The organism is Pseudomonas sp. SDO55104_S430, assembly GCF_054070595.1.
Genome location: NZ_JBSVXG010000051.1, coordinates 1 through 15,038, shown reverse-complemented (window position 1 = coordinate 15,038; position 15,038 = coordinate 1). Strand labels below are relative to the sequence as shown.

Annotated in this window: 14 protein-coding genes and 1 pseudogene; 7 read left to right on the top strand and 8 right to left on the bottom strand. The window is 60.3% G+C overall.

All coding sequences use genetic code 11. The annotated features are described in order from the left end of the window. Positions 1 to 163 precede the first annotated feature (163 nt). Positions 164 to 1,063, top strand: coding sequence for a lipid A hydroxylase LpxO (gene lpxO, locus ACW9JE_RS11890; protein ID WP_224537354.1), 900 nt, complete (start codon positions 164 to 166; stop codon positions 1,061 to 1,063). Between the two features lie 126 nt (positions 1,064 to 1,189). On the opposite strand, the gene ku is transcribed toward lpxO, so the two are convergent. Continuing rightward, a complete protein-coding gene (ku, locus tag ACW9JE_RS11885) occupies positions 1,190 to 2,011 on the bottom strand; it encodes a non-homologous end joining protein Ku (protein ID WP_457432862.1) in 822 nt (273 codons plus the stop codon). Between the two features lie 169 nt (positions 2,012 to 2,180). On the opposite strand from ku, the gene ACW9JE_RS11880 reads away from it, so the two are divergent. Beyond that, positions 2,181 to 2,522 (top strand): hypothetical protein, encoded by a 342-nt coding sequence (locus ACW9JE_RS11880; protein WP_224537350.1) that lies wholly within the window; start codon positions 2,181 to 2,183, stop codon positions 2,520 to 2,522. A 44-nt stretch (positions 2,523 to 2,566) separates the two neighbouring features. Next, the gene (locus ACW9JE_RS11875) at positions 2,567 to 3,715 is read left to right on the top strand and encodes a PQQ-dependent sugar dehydrogenase (protein WP_457432860.1); all 1,149 of its coding nucleotides are present in this window, start codon (positions 2,567 to 2,569) and stop codon (positions 3,713 to 3,715) included. 109 nt (positions 3,716 to 3,824) lie between these two features. Here ACW9JE_RS11875 and ACW9JE_RS11870 read toward each other — a convergent pair. Further along, positions 3,825 to 4,268 (bottom strand): annotated as a pseudogene (locus ACW9JE_RS11870) (GNAT family N-acetyltransferase); the annotation flags it as partial. A 200-nt stretch (positions 4,269 to 4,468) separates the two neighbouring features. On the opposite strand from ACW9JE_RS11870, the gene ACW9JE_RS11865 reads away from it, so the two are divergent. The 4 genes from ACW9JE_RS11865 (at position 4,469) to ACW9JE_RS11850 (ending at position 8,577) form a co-directional block, all read left to right on the top strand. Then, positions 4,469 to 5,947 carry a RimK family protein gene (locus ACW9JE_RS11865; protein ID WP_457432872.1) on the top strand — a complete coding sequence of 493 codons (1,479 nt, stop codon included), beginning with the start codon at positions 4,469 to 4,471 and terminating at the stop codon, positions 5,945 to 5,947. A gap of 7 nt (positions 5,948 to 5,954) precedes the next feature. Then, positions 5,955 to 6,878, top strand: a complete 924-nt coding sequence (locus ACW9JE_RS11860; protein WP_457432859.1) for a magnesium transporter CorA family protein — start codon at positions 5,955 to 5,957, stop codon at positions 6,876 to 6,878. 203 nt (positions 6,879 to 7,081) lie between these two features. Continuing rightward, positions 7,082 to 8,089: a threonine ammonia-lyase, biosynthetic gene (gene ilvA / locus ACW9JE_RS11855; RefSeq protein ID WP_457432858.1), complete on the top strand. Its 1,008-nt coding sequence runs from the start codon at positions 7,082 to 7,084 to the stop codon at positions 8,087 to 8,089. Positions 8,090 to 8,304: 215 nt separating this feature from the next. Then, positions 8,305 to 8,577: a DUF1652 domain-containing protein gene (locus ACW9JE_RS11850; RefSeq protein ID WP_457432857.1), complete on the top strand. Its 273-nt coding sequence runs from the start codon at positions 8,305 to 8,307 to the stop codon at positions 8,575 to 8,577. On the opposite strand, the gene ACW9JE_RS11845 is transcribed toward ACW9JE_RS11850, so the two are convergent. The 6 genes from ACW9JE_RS11845 to ACW9JE_RS11820 all read right to left on the bottom strand — a co-directional run bounded on the left by ACW9JE_RS11845 (position 8,574) and on the right by ACW9JE_RS11820 (position 14,899). Then, positions 8,574 to 8,981, bottom strand: a complete 408-nt coding sequence (locus ACW9JE_RS11845; RefSeq protein ID WP_457432856.1) for a hypothetical protein — start codon at positions 8,979 to 8,981, stop codon at positions 8,574 to 8,576. The two genes, ACW9JE_RS11850 and ACW9JE_RS11845, sit on opposite strands and share 4 nt — an antisense overlap. Positions 8,982 to 9,071: 90 nt before the next feature. Further along, a complete protein-coding gene (locus ACW9JE_RS11840; RefSeq protein ID WP_457432855.1) occupies positions 9,072 to 9,344 on the bottom strand; it encodes a DUF2790 domain-containing protein in 273 nt (90 codons plus the stop codon). Positions 9,345 to 9,678: 334 nt separating this feature from the next. Further along, positions 9,679 to 10,614 carry a carbohydrate kinase family protein gene (locus tag ACW9JE_RS11835; protein WP_457432871.1) on the bottom strand — a complete coding sequence of 312 codons (936 nt, stop codon included), beginning with the start codon at positions 10,612 to 10,614 and terminating at the stop codon, positions 9,679 to 9,681. A gap of 13 nt (positions 10,615 to 10,627) precedes the next feature. Next, positions 10,628 to 12,124, bottom strand: a complete 1,497-nt coding sequence (gene xylB, locus ACW9JE_RS11830; protein WP_457432854.1) for a xylulokinase — start codon at positions 12,122 to 12,124, stop codon at positions 10,628 to 10,630. Positions 12,125 to 12,307: 183 nt separating this feature from the next. Next, positions 12,308 to 13,780 (bottom strand): mannitol dehydrogenase family protein, encoded by a 1,473-nt coding sequence (locus tag ACW9JE_RS11825; protein ID WP_457432853.1) that lies wholly within the window; start codon positions 13,778 to 13,780, stop codon positions 12,308 to 12,310. A 15-nt stretch (positions 13,781 to 13,795) separates the two neighbouring features. Then, entirely contained in the window at positions 13,796 to 14,899 is a 1,104-nt protein-coding gene (locus ACW9JE_RS11820) for an ABC transporter ATP-binding protein (protein ID WP_457432852.1), read from the bottom strand. Positions 14,900 to 15,038: the final 139 nt, after the last annotated feature.

Genomic DNA, 15,038 nt, shown 5'->3' with positions numbered 1-15,038 from the left:
TAACTATTGGTTACAAACTGTGGCTAAAATGCCATCCATTACCAAATACGGTGATTTGGCAAGGCTCAGGGAAGGCCGACCAGGCTCGATTGCAGACGCTGCACAAGCCCCTTGGCCGCACGCAGGGGCGCAGTTTGTTCACTTCTGACATGTGACGATTTCCGTGAAACTCATCATTGCCGCTATCTATGTTGTTTCCATTGCTTACGTGCACTTGCGCGGTCGCGTGCGCCACAAACTGGGCCGCCAACTGAGCGACCACTCGACGTTTCTGGCGCCGATCAACTGCTTCCTCTATCTGTTCTCGAAAATCCCCAACAAGCCTTACCTCGATCCGGCGGATTTCCCTGACCTGAGTCCGTTGCAGAAACACTGGGAAGAGATTCGCGCCGAAGGCCAGAACCTGCTGCATGCCGGTGAGATCAAGCGTTCGAACCAGTATGACGATGTCGGCTTCAATTCGTTCTTCAAGACCGGCTGGAAGCGTTTCTACCTCAAGTGGTACGGCGACAGTCACCCGTCTGCGATGAAGCTCTGCCCGCGCACCACTGAACTGGTGCAGAGCATCGGCTCGATCAAGGCGGCGATGTTCGCAGAATTGCCACCGGGCTCGAAACTGGTGCGCCACCGTGATCCGTATGCCGGCTCTTACCGCTATCACCTGGGCCTGGAAACGCCCAACGATGCCGGTTGCTACATCAACGTCGACGGCGAGAACTACCACTGGCGCGACGGCGAAGCGGTGATGTTCGACGAGACCTTCATTCATTACGCGGAAAACACCACCGACAGGAACCGCATCATCCTGTTCTGCGATGTCGAGCGGCCGATGAAATATCGCTGGGCGGCGGCCTTCAATGGCTGGTTCAGCCGCAACGTGATGTCGGCGGCCGGTGCGCCGAACGAGGCGGGAGACAAGACAGGCGGAATCAACCGTCTGTTCGGCAAAATCTACAAGATTCGCCTGCGGGGCAAAGAGCTGAAGAAGCGCAATCGCAAGCTCTATTACCTGGAGAAATGGGCGATTTTTGGTGGTTTGCTGGCGATCTTCATCCTCATCTGAATACACCACAACCCCTGTAGGAGCGAGCATGCTCGCGATGGTCGTCAACGATAACGCTGGCGGCCTGATGCCCTGCGGTGTTCTTGCGTGCATCGCGAGCATGCTCGCTCCTACAGGGGGTCGCATTCACTTCGAGGCTTTCTTCTTGGCTTTCGGCGCCTTGCCACCAAGACTGCGCTTGAGCAACTCGGTCAAATCGATCACATCCGCCGTCTTGCGCGCTTCCTCGCCGGTATCGGTTTCCACATCCTCGATCTTGCCCTCGTGGGCCTTCTTGTCCACCAGCGCCATGATCTTGTCCTCGAACTCGTCCCGGTAATCGTCCGGCGACCACTTCGAACTCATGTCCTGTACCAGCCGCTTGGCCATGTCCAGTTCGCCTTTGGCCAGGGTCGGCTTGGTCACGTCCGGACCCAGGGCCAGTTCATCCAGGCTGCGCACTTCTGCCGGCCAGCGCAGTTTCACCAGCACCAGCGCCGATTCCAGCGGCATCAACGCCGCCAGATATTGACGGGTGTGCAGCACCACCCGGGCGAGGGCGACCTTGTTGGTCTTGATCAGGGTTTCTCGCAACAGCGCATACACCTTGCCACCGCGTTTATCCGGCGCCAGGTAATAAGGCGTGTCGATGTTCTGCAGCGGGATCTCTTCGCTATCGACGAAGGAAAAAATATCGATGGTCTGGGTCGACATCGGGTGTGCCGAGCGGATTTCCTCTTCACTGAGCACCACATAGCGGCCTTTTTCGTAGGCGACGCCCTTGACGATGTGCTCCTTGGTGACTTCCTTGCCAGTGACCTTGTTGACCCGCTTGTAGCCCACCGGCTCCATGCTGCGGCTGTCCAGCCAGTCGAAATCAACGCCTTGTGATGATGTCGCCGAGACCAGCGCGACAGGGATATGCACCAGCCCGAAACTGATCGCGCCTTTCCAGATTGCCCGCGCCATGGTCGCTTACTCGAAAGTGATGTTCTGGTGACCCTGGGCCTTTGGCAAAAGTTTCAGTGAGGTTCAGCCCGCTGCAAATGTCGTGTTACAGGTTTTGTTTAACAAATCCGAACCCCAGGCGTAGCGTGATATCGAAGTCCTTATCCACGCATTCGTCGAGAGGCTCCCCATGAACCGATGCGTAACCGGCGCCATTGTGCTGGCCTTGAGCGGCGTGCTCGGCCAGCAGACCCTGGCGCAAGAGCTGTCGCCGCCGATAACGCTGCAGCTTGCCCAGAGTCTGCCCAACAGCGGCAACAACAATCCCTACAACAGTCCGATCCGCCGGGCCAACCCCAACAGCATGCAGGGCACCCAACCCAGCGCGCCAGCGGTTCGCGGGCCCAATACCGTGCCGGTGCCGCGTCCACCGACCCTGGACAACGGCGGCATCGGCAACCGCTACCCGCAAAGCCAGCCGGCTCCCGCGAGCCCTCCAAAGTTCATCCCCAATCCACCGCCCCGCAATTGAGAATCAGGGCTGTTGAGCCACTCCCATGACATAAGGAATCGTGCATGTTGCGTAAAACCCTTCTGGCCACCTTCTGTGCCGGCGCATTGATCACCGGGCTGCCCGTTTTGGCGGCATCCTCCCAGGAAATGAACAGCGAGCAGGGCACCCTGGAAGTGACACCCATAGTCCAGGGCCTGGAACATCCCTGGGCGCTGGCCTTTCTGCCTGATCGCAAGGGCATGCTGGTCACCGAACGCCCGGGCAACCTGCGGCTGGTGAGCATCGATGGCAAGCTGTCCGCGCCTATCGATGGCGTGCCCAAGGTCTGGGCCAAGGGGCAGGGCGGTTTACTGGATGTGGCGCTGTCGCCGGACTTCAGGCAGGACCGCACCGTTTACCTGTCCTACGCCGAAGGTGGCGGCGAGGGTGGGACGGCGGGCACGGCCGTCGGCCGCGGGCAGCTGTCGGACGATCTGAAGAGCCTGAAGAATTTCACGGTGATTTTCCGCCAGGAGCCGAAATTGTCGGTAGGCAACCATTTCGGCTCGCGCCTGGTGTTCGATCGCAATGGCTATCTGTTCATCACCCTGGGGGAAAACAACGACCGCCCGACCGCCCAGGATCTGGACAAGCTGCAAGGCAAGATCGTGCGTATCTATCCGGACGGCAAGATCCCGGACGACAACCCCTTCGTCGGCCAGCCCGGCGTGCGCCCGGAGATCTGGGCTTACGGCGTGCGCAATCCGCAAGGCGCAGCGCTCAACCCGTGGAACGGGGTGCTCTGGGAGAACGAACACGGCCCCCGTGGCGGCGACGAGGTCAACATCATCGAGCGCGGCAAGAATTACGGTTGGCCGCTGGCCACTAACGGCATCAACTATTCAGGCCAGCCGATTCCGGAAGCCAAGGGCAAAACCGCCGTGGGTACCGTCAACCCGCACCATGTCTGGGAAAAATCCCCGGGGGTAAGCGGCATGGCGTTCTATGACGGGGACCGTTTCAAGGCCTGGCAGCACAATGCGTTTATCGGCGCGCTAGTGAGCCAGGAATTGATTCGCCTTCAGTTCGATGGGGACCGGGTGGTTCACGAGGAACGGTTGCTGGGCGAGCTGAACAAGCGCATTCGCGATGTGCGGCAGGGGCCCGACGGTTACTTGTACGTGCTGACCGATGAAGACAATGGCGGGCTTTACAGAATCGGCCTGAAATAACCGCGATCCCCTGTAGGAGCGAGCATGCTCGCGATGGTTGCATGAACACCGCGGGGTATCAGATGCCCAGCGTTATCGTTAACGACCATCGCGAGCATGCTCGCTCCTACAGGGATTTGTTCATGCGCAATGCATCGATGTTGTCTTGATAAAAAGCAGGGATCGAGCCGAATTTCCGGTAGCCATGACGCTCATATAGCGCGATGGCCGCCGGATTGTCGACCCGCACCTCCAACCGCAAACCAGTGCATTTGCGCTCCCGGGCACAAGCCTCCACGCGCTCAAGCAAATCTCTGCCCAACCCTTTCCCCCGTGCCCGCTCGCCAATGGCGATCGAATACAGCCGCGCCACTGATCGGCTTCGATGAAACAGCACCAACGCGTAACCCGCCAGCTCCTCCCCGCAGCGCGCCACAAGCAATTGCCCATTCGCACCTTCGATCATCCAGCGAAAACTGCGGCGGCTCAGCCGGTCCGTGCTGAAACACTGCTCTTCCAATCGCAGTAACTCAGGCAAATCCTCCAACAACGCCAAACGAAACAACGTACTCATATGACCGCCGTAAAAGTTGCGTAACGAAACGAGACTTTCGAAAAAGTTCGTGCTTAATAGAAAAGGTCTTGTTCTCCAACGGATCAATTTCTATGTCAGCGGTACAGGGTCATTGGCGCGAAGTATCCGGGCAAACTTTGCCGGCAGCAATCACTGGTTCAACTTATTTGAATAACGCGAATAAAGCTTCCAGCCAGTTGATGATCATCGTCGAACGCAAGGAAGACTGGGCATCGTATTTTCCCAGCGAGGACATCGTCACGGCCCAGGAGTATCTGGAGCAGACCGCTGACAGCGAGCCGGGCAAGCGTGTTCAGGTGATCAACCTGTGCCGCAGCTACAAGTATCTGGGGCACGGCTATTACTGCTCGTTGCTGGCCGAGGCCCGGGGGCACAAGGTGATTCCCTCGGTGCGAACCATCAGCGAACTGACCCGAAAATCCCTTTACGGGTTGGCACTGGACGATCTGGATAAAACCCACGAAAAAACCCTCAGCCACCACGCTTACAGTGACACTGAAGGTTTTACCCTGACACTTTATTTCGGCAAGACCAATATCGAGCCGTTGCAAGATTTGGCCCGTCAATTATTCGAAGAATTTGCCTGTCCGATATTGCTGGTTGAATTCAAACGAACTAACGGATGGCACATCGAAGGCATCAAGTCCGGTGCCCTGCACAAGTTGCGCGAAGATCAGGAAGACCAGTTTGCCCTTTCACTGGACAGTTTCAGCCGCAAGATCTGGCGCATACCCAGGTCGCGACGTCTGGCCCGATACGATCTGGCAATCCTGCACGATCCCCAGGAAGCCTTGCCGCCGTCAAACGCCAGGGCCCTGGCGAATTTCGTCAGGGTCGGCAGGACGCTGGGCATCGACGTCGAACTGATTGAGCGCAAGGACTACGCACGGATTGCCGAATACGACGGCCTGCTGATTCGCGAGACCACCAGCGTCGACAACCACACCTACCGTTTCGCCAAGAAAGCCGAGAGCGAAGGGCTGGTGGTGATGGACGATCCGGCGTCGATTCTGCGCTGCACCAACAAGGTCTACCTGACCGACCTGCTCAGGAGCCACCAACTGGGCATGCCGGCCACCGAGATCCTCTACAAGGAGCGACCGCAGGATTTCGAGCGGGTCGGCGAGCGCCTGGGGTTTCCGCTGGTGCTGAAGATTCCCGATGGCTGTTTTTCCCGGGGCGTGATCAAGGTGGAAAGCCAGCAGGCGCTGCTCGAAGCTACCGCCGAACTGTTCGAGCATTCGGTGCTGTTGCTGGCCCAGGAGTTTTTCTACACCGAGTACGACTGGCGCATCGGCGTGCTCAACCGCAAACCGATCTTTGCCTGCCAGTACTTCATGTCCCGGGGGCATTGGCAGATCTACAACCACAAGGCCAAGGGCCAGGACATCAATGGCGAATGTCGCACCCTGGCGGTTCACGAAGCACCGCGGGCGGTGGTGGAACTGGCGGTGAAGACCGCCAACCTGATCGGTGACGGGCTCTACGGGGTCGACCTCAAGCAGTCCGGCGACAAGGTGGTGGTGATCGAGGTCAACGACAACCCGAACCTGGATGCCGGCATCGAAGACGCCTACCTGCAGGACGACCTGTATGGGTTGGTACTGGAAGAATTCGTGCGTCGCCTGGAACTCAAACGTCGCGGCCAGGCCTGGTGAGTAATCGATGATCAAGAGCTTTCAATTGGCAGATGGTGCCTTGCACGCCGTCGAACGGCTGGACGCCGAGGTGCTGCTGTTCAGCAATCCCGACGCCGGAGAAAGAGACCTGCTGCACAGTCACTTCAAACTCGATGAACACGCGCTGGCTTCGGCGCTGGACCCGGATGAGGTCTCGCGCATCGATTTCCACCCCGACAACCTGTTCCTGATCTGGAAGCGCCCGGAAAACTACTCCGGTGCCGACAGCCTGGCCTTTGAAGTGTCGTCCTGCGGGCTGCTGTTCTGCCCGGGTCGCTTGCTGGTGATCGCCACCGACGATGCACCGCTCAACGGACTGGGCAGGCATCAGCCGCTGACGACGCCGCTGGATGTTTTGCTCGACCTGTTGCTCAACAACGTCCATCACTACCTGGGGCATCTGAAGGTCATCAAGCTGGTCGCCCGGGAGCTGCAACAGAAATTCAACGCCTCGATGCAGAACCAGCACCTGATCCAGATGTTCAACCTCAGCGAAAGCCTGATCTATTACATCAACGCGATCCACAGCAACGGCGCGGTGCTGACCCGGCTGCGCAATCACGCGGAAAAGGAGCGCTTCGGCGCCCATGCCATCGGCCTGATCGACGACCTGATCATCGAAAACAACCAGTGCTACAAACAGGCGGAGATCTACTCGACAGTGTTCTCCGGGCTCATCGAAGCCCGGGGCAACCTAATGAACAACAGCATGAACAACCTGCTGCGCAAACTGACGCTGATCAACGTGGTGTTCCTGCCGCTGAACCTGGTGGCGAGTATCGGCGGGATGTCGGAGTTCAGCATGATGACGGCGGGTACGCCGTGGTGGGTGTCCTATCCACTGTTTCTGCTGGCCATGATGTCGGGAGCAGGGGTGATGGTGGTGGGGCTCAAACGCCTGGCGAAGTGAGGGCTGGATAAATTGGTCGTTGACTTGCAATCGGCGCCCGGCTAACTTCCGGGCATGACTTTCACCGTATTGCGCTGCCAGCCAAGCATTATTACCGCCATTCCTCATTTGGCGGGCTAGCTCACGACTGCAGCACCCAACCCGCCCTCGAGGCGGGTTTTCACTTTCTGTCTCCAGGGTTTTTGACCAACAAGGAGATGGCCATGAACAATACTGCCCAACAATCCCTGCTTGAACACTACGTCAAAAAGATCCTCGCGGCCCCCGTCTACGAACTGGCCGTGCGTACGCCGCTGCAACCGGCGCCGGCGTTGTCTCTGGCGTTGGGCAATCAGATCCTGCTCAAGCGCGAGGATCTGCAACCGACCTTTTCCTTCAAGATCCGCGGTGCCTACAACAAGCTGGTAAATCTGAGCGAAGAACAAAAGGCCCGTGGCGTAATCACCGCTTCGGCGGGCAATCACGCTCAAGGTGTGGCGCTGGCGGCGCGGGAGTTGGGGATTGAGGCCACCATCGTGATGCCTGCTACCACGCCGGAACTGAAGGTGGGCGGCGTGCGCAGTCGCGGCGCCGAGGCGCTGCTGCACGGTGACAGCTTTCCATTTGCCCTGGAACACGCGCTCGCGCTGGCCCAGCAGAACGGCAAGACCTTCGTGTCGCCCTTCGATGATCCGGATGTGATCGACGGGCAGGGCACCGTGGCCATGGAAATTCTGCGCCAGCATCAGGGCGCGCTCGACGCGATTTTCGTGCCGGTGGGCGGCGGAGGGCTGATCGCCGGGATCGCGGCCTATGTCAAATACCTGCGACCTGAAGTGCGCATCATTGGCGTGGAGTCGGAGCATTCCGCCTGCTTGCAGGCAGCCTTGCAGGCGGATACGCGGGTCGCCTTGCCAGCGGTGGGCACTTTCGCCGATGGCGTGGCCGTGGCGCAGATCGGGGAATACGGATTCGAGGTATGCAGGTTTTGTGTGGACGAGGTGCTGACCGTCAGCAACGACGAGTTGTGTACCGCGATCAAGGACATCTACGACGATACACGCTCGATCACCGAGCCCTCTGGCGCGCTGGCCGTGGCGGGGATCAAGAAGTATGTGGGGAAGACGGGAGTGAAGGGGCGGATGCTGGTGGCGATCGATTCGGGGGCAAACATCAACTTCGACAGTCTGCGCTATGTGGCCGAGCGCGCCATGAGCAGCGCCGTGGCGTGAAGGCACGAGCATGCAAATTGCAGGGCCGTAGGGGGCCTTTCTTGCAATTTGCATGGCGGTTTTTGTGAAGCGATCGGCTAAACCCTTGATTTACCGATGAGCTGCACGGCGAAATTCAAGGCATGAATTATGCTCTAGCTTTCTTGAGCTGGCCGGGATGACAAACGAGTCAGTGCCGATAGTTGTTTGGCAGTTTTATTAAGGAGAGGTTCGCCATGTTTCTTTCTGCCCTGGAACTTCGCAACATCATTGAGAGCAGTTTTTTGCCGAAACGCTGCCAATGCACGCTGTCGCCTGACTTGTCCATGACCGTGAAAGTGTACGCCGACGGAGAAACCGACCAGCTGGAGTTAATGAGGACCGGCATCAATGCCCAGCGTCTCACAGGCTGCCGGGAAATCAATAATCTGATTGCTGAACTGCGTACCGAACTTCAACATCAATACATTGCACCGGTACACAGCCCAGCGATGCGCAGAGCGCTTTAATCCGCGGTTTCAGTTCGGGTTTCAAGTTCGACCGACACGCGCCGGGTCTGGAAAAATGCCAGACCCAGCGCCAGTTCCACACCCACCGCAACCAGAATGCCTGGTCCGGCATGGCCATTGAGCCATTCGCCGAAGCCCAGTATCGCCAGCCCCCAGCAGCCAACCATGAAGGCATTGCTCAGCGCATTCCGCGTCGGGGATTGCGCTTCGTTACGCAGCAGAAAGAACATCAGAGCGAGGACCATGAACAGCACGGCCATGCGTCGTGAGATGAGGCCGGAAGCGAGGGAGTATTCGATATCCCAGGTGGCCAGTATCCGGTCGGGCGCGAAGCCCCAGACAAGCGCGAGAAACAGGCAAAGTGCGGCGGTAAAAGTTGACAACGTCCTGAACGAAAACTGCATAGCTGATCCTTGCGGCAGTGAGGGTGGCGCTAGAGCATAGCGTCAGAACCCTCACTCGAATACTGCAAGGTGCTATTTCAGACGTTTCCGTCAGTTTTGATAACTGCATGCGTAGGAAAGTTTTCTATAGGCAAGCTCTGCCGTTTTGCCGGTCTGGATGTCGATGTATTGCATGGTTGCCGTGACCACCTCGCAGTCCAGCGTGTCGGGCTCGGACAGGGCGATAACCTTGCCTACGTGCAGCGGCATGCCGTAGTGGTAAGAGGGCATGGCCGAGGAGGTGTTGGTGTCGCCGGTCTGGGCCATGGCGGCAAACGGCGTGCAGGCGAGGGCGGCGCAAAGCAGCAGGGCGCGTGAGTTCATGAGGTTATCTCCAATGCAGGCAAAAGTAGGTTCGACGTGGCGTCGAACTTGCCGCACTGGTCAACAGAGTGATGGCATCCGATAGCACTGAAGGCGTGCGGTCCATTCATCATTTAAGGCCACGGTTAAACATCCGTTAAGCCATCGGCGTGCCACCTGTCGCATTTGCCACTACCGTCCGGCGGACAAGGCCCTGCCTGCCAGCGTTATCGTTGACGACCATCGCGAGCAGGCTCGCTCCCACAGGGTTTGATGGCGTTCACAAATCTGTGTTCCACCATCGACCACTGTGGGAGCGGGCTTGCCCGCGAAGAGGCCCTTGAGGTCAGCGAAGTTACAGCTGATGCCGATAAGGCAAATCCGGCCCGGTCTTGCCGCAGGTCAGCGCGGCGGCGCGGACTGCGAATCGGGCCATGTCGTCGATCTGCTGGCGGCTGAGCTGGCGCACGCCTTCCACCGAATCCAGCTGCTGCTCGGTCAGCCAGGCAATCAAGGCCGCCTGGAAGGTATCACCGGCGCCCACGGTATCGGCGATCTGCACCGGTTGCGCCGGCACCGACCACGAGCCGTGCACCCGGCTGAACACCGTCGCACCGTCGCCGCCACGGGTCAGGAATACCACCTGACAGCGGTGCTGCAACCAGCCTTCGATCACCTGTGCAGGCGCTTGATCCGGATAGAGCAAATGCAAATCCTCATCGCTGACCTTGATCAGATCCGCATGCTCGACCAGCGTGGCAATCCGCGAGCGCCACAGTTCGATGTCCGGTTGCGGATTGAGCCGCACATTCGGATCGAGGCTGATCAGGCGCTGGCCGCTTTCACGCTGCACAAGGGCCAGAAGCGTGTCGGCAATCGGCTGCACCACCAGCGAAAACGAGCCGAAGTGCAGACCGCGCACCTCAGGCCCCAGGGTCGGCAGGTGCTCGGGCTGCAATTGCCGATCCGCGCAGCCTTCGCCACGGAAGCTGTACTGCGGCGAGCCATTGGCGCCCAGCGCAACCATCGCCAGGGTGGTCGGCGCGGCAAAATCCAGCAGGTAATCGGTGCGCACGCTTTCGTCGTGCAACACCTTGAGCAGACGCCGGCCCAGATAGTCGGTGGACAACCCGGCGAACAGCGCCGCGTCCACGCCCAGGCGCCGCAAACCCACGGCAACGTTGAACGGCGAACCGCCGGCAATCGCCTTGAAGTTCACTTGCGAAGCCAGACCGCTGGCGTTGTTGTCACTGAAAAAATCGAACAGCGCTTCGCCACACACCAGATACATATTCATTCACTCTTCAAAGGGTTGCGACATGCTGTCGGTAGCGCTCGTAGGCCTGTTGCGCGGCGGCCACGTTCTCGGCAATCGGCCGGGTTTCGCTGGCGACATCGAGTTTGACGCAACGCTCGCACAGAGCCTGCAGGCTTTCTTCCCGCCCATTTGACCCAGAGGTACACCACGCTGCCTGAATCGCCGCGCCAAGTGCGGCGGCTTCACTCTGTTCGGTGCAGATGACCGGCGTATCCATGATGTCGGCGACGATCTGCCGCCAAACCGGGCTTTTCGAGCCGCCGCCGATCAGGCAGATGCTGCGGCTTTGTAAGCCATTGTGACGCAGCAGGTCCAGTCCGTAGCGCAATCCGAAGGTGGTGCCTTCGACCACCGCCCGGCACAGGTTGGCCCGGGTCAGGTTGCTCATGGTCAGGCCGTGCAGGCTGCCGGTGGCTTGGGGCAGGGCCGGTACGCGTTCGCCGTTGAGAAATGGCAACAGGCTCACGCCTTCGCAGCCGATTGGCGCCTGGGCCACCAGATCGTTGAAGTTTTCGAGATCCAGATCGAGCAATTCGCGAATCGCACCGGTGGCGTTGGTCAGGTTCATGGTGCAGATCAGCGGCAGCCAGCCGCCGGAGGATGAGCAGAAGGTCGCCACCGCCGCGTCCGCGCTGACCTTCGGCGAATCGGCGTAGGCGTAGACAGTGCCGGACGAGCCGAGGCTCATGGTGATCGCCCCGGGCTGAATGTTGCCGGTGCCGATGGCGCCCATCATGTTGTCGCCGCCGCCGCTGGACACCAGCGCGTGCGGGTTGATGCCCAGATGCGCGGCGATTTCCGGTAGCACGGTGCCGACGACGGACTGCGCATCGATCAGCTCCGGCAATGCTGATTGCAGGCGCCCGCTTGGGTCGATGTGCCCCAGCAACTGCAGGTCCCACTGACGGCTGCGCACGTTGAAATAACCGGTGCCCGAGGCATCGCCGTATTCGCTGCAACTGCGGCCGGTGAGCCAGAAGTTCAGGTAGTCGTGGGGCAGCAGGATGCGGGCGATGCGCGAGAAGACCTCGGGGTGCTGTTCCCTGGTCCACAGCAGTTTCGAGACGGTGTAGCCGGGGGCAATGACCACGCCGAGGCGCTCCAGCGAACCTTGCTCGCCGCCCAGGTGTTGCAGCAGGCGATCATTTTCAGCCGTGGTTTCGGTGTCGCACCAGAGCTTGGCCGGGCGAAGGACCTGGCCCTGATCGTCGAGCAGGACCAGACCGTGTTGCTGGCCGGAGACGCCGACGCCGATGATGTCCTTGCCGTCGACGCCGGCGGCCAGCAAGGCGCGGCGGGTGGCCAGGGTGAGTGCGTCCAGCCACTGCGCCGTGTCCTGCTCGCGTCGGCCATTGGCGCCGCTGATCATGGTGTGCGCCGCGGCGCCCAGGCCCAGGACCTCGCCGCTTTGGGCATCGAGAATCAGGGCTTTGGTGCCTTGTGTGCCGCAGTCGATGCCGAGGAATAGTTGTTGGTTTGACATGGGAATCCTTGAGGCGTCAGGTCGATATCAGTTCAGGATCAAAATAAGCGGTGACTGTCAGGCCGCCTTCGCGGGCAAGCCCGCTCCCACAGAGGTTGGTGTTGGAATACAGATTTGTGCAAGACACTGAACCCTGTGGGAGCGGGCTTGCTCGCGAAGACGGTAGTCGACTCACCACCGCATTCAAGCCAGCACCCGCTCCAGCGTTCCCGTCACTCCATGTTCCCGCAAGCTGTTGCAACACCACTCGAACGCCGCCACAAACTCCGCCGAACGCGGAATCGCCGTGCCGAAAATCTCCTCCACCGCCAGCAACCGCTGGGTAATCAACGCATCATCAGCCACCAGCGCCTGGCAGAACGTCGCCCTTGGATCGGGAATGCTGTAAGTGTCGCCGTTCTCGTCCACCCCCTTCAAATACAACGCCCAGGCCGCCACCACCAGCGCCGCACGCCTGGTCTCCCGACCATCCGCGATCAACCGGTTGATGGTCGGCACCGTGAACTTGGGAAACTTCGACGACCCGTCCGAACACACCCGCTCCAGCTGATCGGCAATCGCCTGGTTGGAAAAACGCTCCACCAGGGTGTTCTTGTATTCAGTCAGATCAATCCCCGGCACCGGCGACAATTGCGGGGTCACGTCCAGATCCATGTAGGCCCGCATGTAACGCACAAACAGCGGATCGTTCATGGTTTCGTGGACGAAGCGGTAACCCTTGAGAAACCCCAGGTAAGTCAGGGCCAGGTGACTGCCGTTGAGCAGCTTGATCTTCATTTCTTCGTAAGGCGTGACGTCGTCGGTGAACTGCACGCCGACCTTTTCCCAAGCCGGGCGGCCGTTGACGAACTTGTCTTCCAGCACCCATTGCACGAACGGCTCGCAGACCACCGGCCAGGCGTCGTCCACGCCGTGGCGGTCGGCCAGTTGCAGGCGATGTGCGGTGCTGGTCATCGGCGTGATGCGGTCGACCATGGCGTTGGGGAAGCTCACGTTGGTAGCGATCCAGTCACGCAGATCGGCGTCGCGCAGCGCGGCGAAAGCCAGCAGGGCCTTGCGGGTGACGGCGCCGTTGTGCGGCAGGTTATCGCAGGACATCAGGGTGAAGGCCGTCGTGCCCGCGGCCCGGCGCTTGGCCAGTGCGGCGCAGAGGAAGCCGAACACGGTTTTCGGTGCGTGCGGATTGGCCAGGTCATGCTGGATCTGCGGCAGGTGGGCCATGAATTCGCCGTTGCTGTCGTCAATGCAGTAACCGCCCTCGGTAATGGTCAGCGACACGATGCGGATCTGCGGATCAGCGAGCTTGTCGATCAGCGCCTGGGCATTGTCTTCGGCCAGCAGCATGTCGCGAATCGAGCCGATCACCCGCACTTCGGTGTCGTCGTTGTCCCCCAGTTCGAACAGGGTGAACAGGCAGTCCTGGCCGTGCAGGTCGTCGTGGGCGCGACGGTCCTCGGCGCGCAGGCCGACCCCGCAGATGGCCCAGTCCAGGCCTTCGCCCAGATTCATCAGCGCGTCGGTGTAGTACGCCTGATGGGCGCGATGGAAACCGCCGACGCCGATATGGGCAATGCCCTGACGGGTGTCGCTGAGGGTGTAGGCGGGCAGGACCACCTCGGGGGCGAGGCGGTTGAGGTTTTGTTTGTTGAGTTTCATACAGGTTCTCTGAAATCAGGCGGCAACGCGCAGCGGACGGGCAAGCGCCACGCCGTCGGCATCGAACAAATGGCAGTGCTCGGCATCCAGGTGCAGGCTCAGGGTTTCGCCGTAACGGCTGGCCAGATCCCCACGCACGCGCATGGTCAGGGCCTCGCCGGACGCGGTCCGTACGTGGCAGAAGGTGTCGCTGCCCAGACGCTCGCTGACGTCGGCGGTGACCTGCAAGGTGCAATCGCCGGTTCTGGCCAGCTCCAGGTGCTCCGGACGAATCCCCAGGGTCACCGCGCCGCCGAGGCTGAGGCTGGCTCCGCTCAACGGCAAGCTGATGCGGGTGCCGGCATCCAGCGTCACTTCGCAACCCTGGCTGTCGATGCTGCTGACTCTGCCCTTGAGGAAGCCCATTTTCGGCGTGCCGAGAAAACCCGCGACGAACAGGTTGGCCGGGTGGTGATACAGGTCCAGGGGCGAGCCGACCTGCTCGATCTTGCCGCCATTGAGCACCACGACCTTGTCGGCCATGGTCATGGCTTCGACCTGATCGTGGGTCACGTAGATCATGGTCGCTTGCAGATCCTTGTGCAGGCGCAGCAGTTCCAGGCGCATCTGTACCCGCAGGGCGGCGTCGAGGTTCGACAGCGGTTCGTCGAACAGGAAGATTTTCGGGTTGCGCACGATGGCCCGGCCGATGGCCACGCGCTGACGCTGGCCGCCGGACAATTGCTTGGGCTTGCGTTCCAGCATCGGCCCCAGTTCGAGGATGCGCGCGGCTTCACCGACTTTCTTTTCCACTTCGGCCTTGGACACGCCGGCCAGGTCGAGGGCGAAGGACATGTTCTTGCGCACGCTCATGTGTGGGTACAGGGCGTAGGTCTGGAACACCATCGCCAAGTCGCGCTTGGCCGGGCTGACTTCGGTGATGTCGCGGCCATCGAGTTCGATGGTGCCGCCGCTGACTTCTTCCAGCCCGGCGATCAGGCGCAGCAGTGTGGACTTGCCGCAGCCGGACGGGCCGACGAAGACCACGAATTCCTTGTCATTCACCTCAAGGTCGATGCCCTTGATGATGGAAAAGCCTTCGAAGCCTTTTTGCAGGTTCTTGATTTTCAGGTTGGCCATGGTGGTGGGCCTCCGATTTATTTGTGCTTTTGTTGTTGCTTTTGTGGGAGCGGGCTTGCCCGCGAAGGCGGCCTTCAAGGCAAACACCAAATCGCACCCTCCACCCCCCCCCCGGGCCAACCCCCCCCCCCCAAGAAAC